The sequence below is a fragment of the Candidatus Methylomirabilota bacterium genome, assembly GCA_035315345.1.
Classification (GTDB): Bacteria; Methylomirabilota; Methylomirabilia; order Rokubacteriales; family CSP1-6; genus CAMLFJ01.
Genome location: DATFYA010000017.1, coordinates 1 through 2,973 on the forward strand (window position 1 = coordinate 1; position 2,973 = coordinate 2,973).

5 protein-coding genes are annotated in these 2,973 nt (G+C 69.9%); 4 read left to right on the plus strand and 1 reads right to left on the minus strand.

The genetic code is table 11. The annotated features are described in order from the left end of the window. From VKN16_02945 to nrdR, 4 genes are all read left to right on the plus strand, one after another. Positions 1–454, plus strand: a 454-nt coding sequence (locus VKN16_02945) for an MFS transporter (GenBank protein ID HME93163.1), incomplete at its 5' end; no start/stop codon positions are given. Between the two features lie 43 nt (positions 455–497). Then, positions 498–974, plus strand: coding sequence for a ribose 5-phosphate isomerase B (rpiB, locus tag VKN16_02950; GenBank protein HME93164.1), 477 nt, complete (start codon positions 498–500; stop codon positions 972–974). Then, positions 971–2,218 (plus strand): serine hydroxymethyltransferase, encoded by a 1,248-nt coding sequence (gene glyA / locus VKN16_02955; protein ID HME93165.1) that lies wholly within the window; start codon positions 971–973, stop codon positions 2,216–2,218. Before rpiB ends, glyA begins: the two co-directional genes overlap by 4 nt. Then, entirely contained in the window at positions 2,215–2,721 is a 507-nt protein-coding gene (nrdR, locus tag VKN16_02960) for a transcriptional regulator NrdR (GenBank protein ID HME93166.1), read from the plus strand. The genes glyA and nrdR overlap by 4 nt, the downstream gene beginning before the upstream one ends. Before the next feature lie 62 nt (positions 2,722–2,783). Here nrdR and VKN16_02965 read toward each other — a convergent pair. Further along, positions 2,784–2,973: EamA family transporter (locus VKN16_02965; GenBank protein ID HME93167.1), on the minus strand; the 190-nt coding region annotated here is incomplete at its 5' end.

A 2,973-nucleotide genomic window follows, 5' to 3' on the forward strand; every position in this document is an offset into this window, starting at 1 on the left:
CGTCGTGCAGGTCTCGGCCCTGCTCGGCGCCCTCGCGTGGGCGTGGCCGACCGACCGCTTCGGCCCGCGGCGGGTGGTGATGATCACACTCTGCCAGTGGGCCGCGGTGGTGGTGGCGGCTTACTTCATCGAGACCCAGGCGCAGTTCTGGGGGCTCGCGGTGGTGGCCGGCACCGGGCTCGGCGCGGTCCAGGCCGCCAGCCGCGCGTTCCTGGCCCGCCTCGCTCCCCGCGGGATGGAGGCCGAGCTGTTCGGCTTCTACTCGCTCTGCGGCAAGAGCGCGGCGGTGATGGGCCCGCTGGTGTTCGGCACCGTCTCCCACGCCGCCGGCGGCAACCAGCGGGCCGGCATCCTGGCCGTCGGGTCGTTCTTCGTGATCGGCCTGCTCCTGCTCTCGCGCGTCAAGCAGGGCGGCCCGCGCCTCCCGCACGAGAGCGACGAGCCCCATATATAGCGGTGCCTTGACACGCAACCCCGACGGAGCGTAAGGTTGGCGCGTGGTTTCCACCATTGCGCTCGGCGCCGACCACGCCGGATACGGGCTCAAGGAAGCCCTGAAGGCGTGGCTCATAAATCACGGCTACCAGGTGCTCGACCTGGGCACGCACTCCACCGAGTCGGTTGACTATCCGGACTACGCCGCGCTCGTGGCCGAGTCGGTCGTGGACCGCAAGGTCGAGCGCGGGCTGCTGATCTGCGGGACCGGCATCGGCATGTGCATGGCCGCCAACAAGGTGCCGGGCGTGCGCGCCGCCCTGTGCGGGGACCTCTACACCGCGCGCATGAGCCGCGAGCACAACGACGCCAACGTGCTGGTGCTGGGCGGCCGGCTGATGGGCGCCGACATGGCCACCGACATCCTGCAGGCATGGCTCGAAACCGACTTCGCGGCGGGGCGGCACGCGCGCCGGGTGGAGAAGATCGCCGACATCGAGGTGCGCCACGCCGGCGATCGCGCGGGGGGACGGGCATGACCCGGCTCGAGCAGGTCGATCCTGACATCGCCAAGGCCATCCGGGACGAGACGCTGCGCCAGGCGCGCAACCTCGAGCTGATCGCGTCGGAGAACTTCGTCTCCGAGGCGGTGCTGGAGGCGGTCGGCTCGGTGATGACCAACAAATACGCCGAGGGCTATCCGGGCAAGCGCTACTACGGCGGCTGCGAGATCGTGGACATCGCCGAGGACCTGGCGATCTCGCGCGCGAGGGACCTCTTCGGGGCGGAGCACGTCAACGTGCAGCCGCACTCCGGCTCGCAGGCCAACATGGCGGTGTACTTCACCCTGCTCAAGCCGGGCGACACCGTGCTGGGACCGAACCTCTCCCACGGCGGCCATCTCACCGCCGGCAGCCCGATGAACTTCTCGGGCCGCTTCTACACGATCGTGCCCTACGGCGTCACGAAGGACACCGAGCGGATCGACATGGACCAGGTGCGCGACCTCGCGCGACAGCACCGGCCGCGGCTGATCATCGCGGGCGGCTCCGCCTTCCCCCGCGCGATCGAGTTCAAGCCGTTCCGCGAGATCGCCGACGAGGTGGGCGCGGCCTTCATGGCCGACATCGCGCATCCCGCCGGGCTGGTGGCCGCCGGGCTTCACCCGTCGCCGCTGCCCCACGCCGACTTCGTCACCACGACCACCCACAAGACGCTGCGCGGGCCGCGCGGCGGCATGGTCATGTGCCGCGCCCAGTACGCGAAGGAGCTGGACCGCACCGTGCTGCCCGGCATCCAGGGCGGGCCACTGATGCACGTCATCGCGGCGAAGGCGGTGGCGTTCCGCGAGGCTCAGACGCCCGAGTGGCGCGCTTACCAGGGCCAGATCGTGAAGAACGCCAAGGCGCTGGCCGACGCCCTCTCCGCCCGCGGCTTCCGGCTGGTCTCCGGCGGCACCGACACACACCTGATCCTGGTCGATCTCACCGCCCGCAACGTCACCGGCAAGGACGCCCAGGAGGCGCTCGACCGCGCCTGGATCACCGTCAACAAGAACGGCATCCCCTTCGACACCAAGGGCCCCATGGTCACCAGCGGCATCCGCATCGGCACCCCGGCCGTCACCACCCGCGGTATGAAGGAGCCCGAGATGGCGCGGATCGCTCAGTTCATCGACCAGGTGCTCAGCCGCGTCGGCGATGGCGCGGTCGAGGCCGCAGTGAGAGGCCAGGTGCAGGAGCTGACCACCCAGTTCCCGCTCTACGCGGAGCGCCTGAAGTGAAGTGCCCGTTCTGCGGCCACACCGAGGACCGCGTGGTGGACTCGCGGGTCGGGCGGGACGGGGAGTTCATCCGCCGGCGCCGCGCCTGCCTCAAGTGCCATCGGCGCTATACGACCTACGAGTACATCGAGGACGTGCTGCCCCACGTGGTCAAGCGGGACGGCCGGCGCGAGCCGTTCGACCGTCAGAAGCTGCGCGGCTCCATCCTCAAGTCGTGCGAGAAGCGCTCGGTCGGCGTCCAGGCGGTGGACGACGTGGTCGCCGACATCGAGGCCAAGCTGCACGACCGCGCCGAGAAGGAGATCACGAGCCTCGAGCTCGGCGAGATCGTGATGGAGCATCTCCAGAAGCTGGATCAGGTGGCCTACGTGCGCTTCGCGTCGGTGTACCGCCAGTTCAAGGACATCTCCCAGTTCATGGACGAGGTGAAGCACCTCATCAAGGACGACAAGCCGGCGAAGCCGGTGTCGGCCAAGGCGCCGAAGGTCGCGGGGAAGCGGTAGCGCTTCGCGCGCCCCTCACCCCGAACCTCTCCCGGAGGGGAGAGGGAGAGCGTCGGCCCGCTTCATCGTCTGGTGGTCAGGACGACGCCCGCGATCACCCCGCAGGCGCCCACCAGATGGTACCAGCGGATGGGCTCGCCCAGCAGCAGCCACGAGAGCCCCAGCACCAGGAACGGCATCAGGTTCGTGAAGACCGCCGCCCGTCCCGGCCCCACCGTGCGCACCGCCTGGTAGTAGGCGATGTGGGCCGGC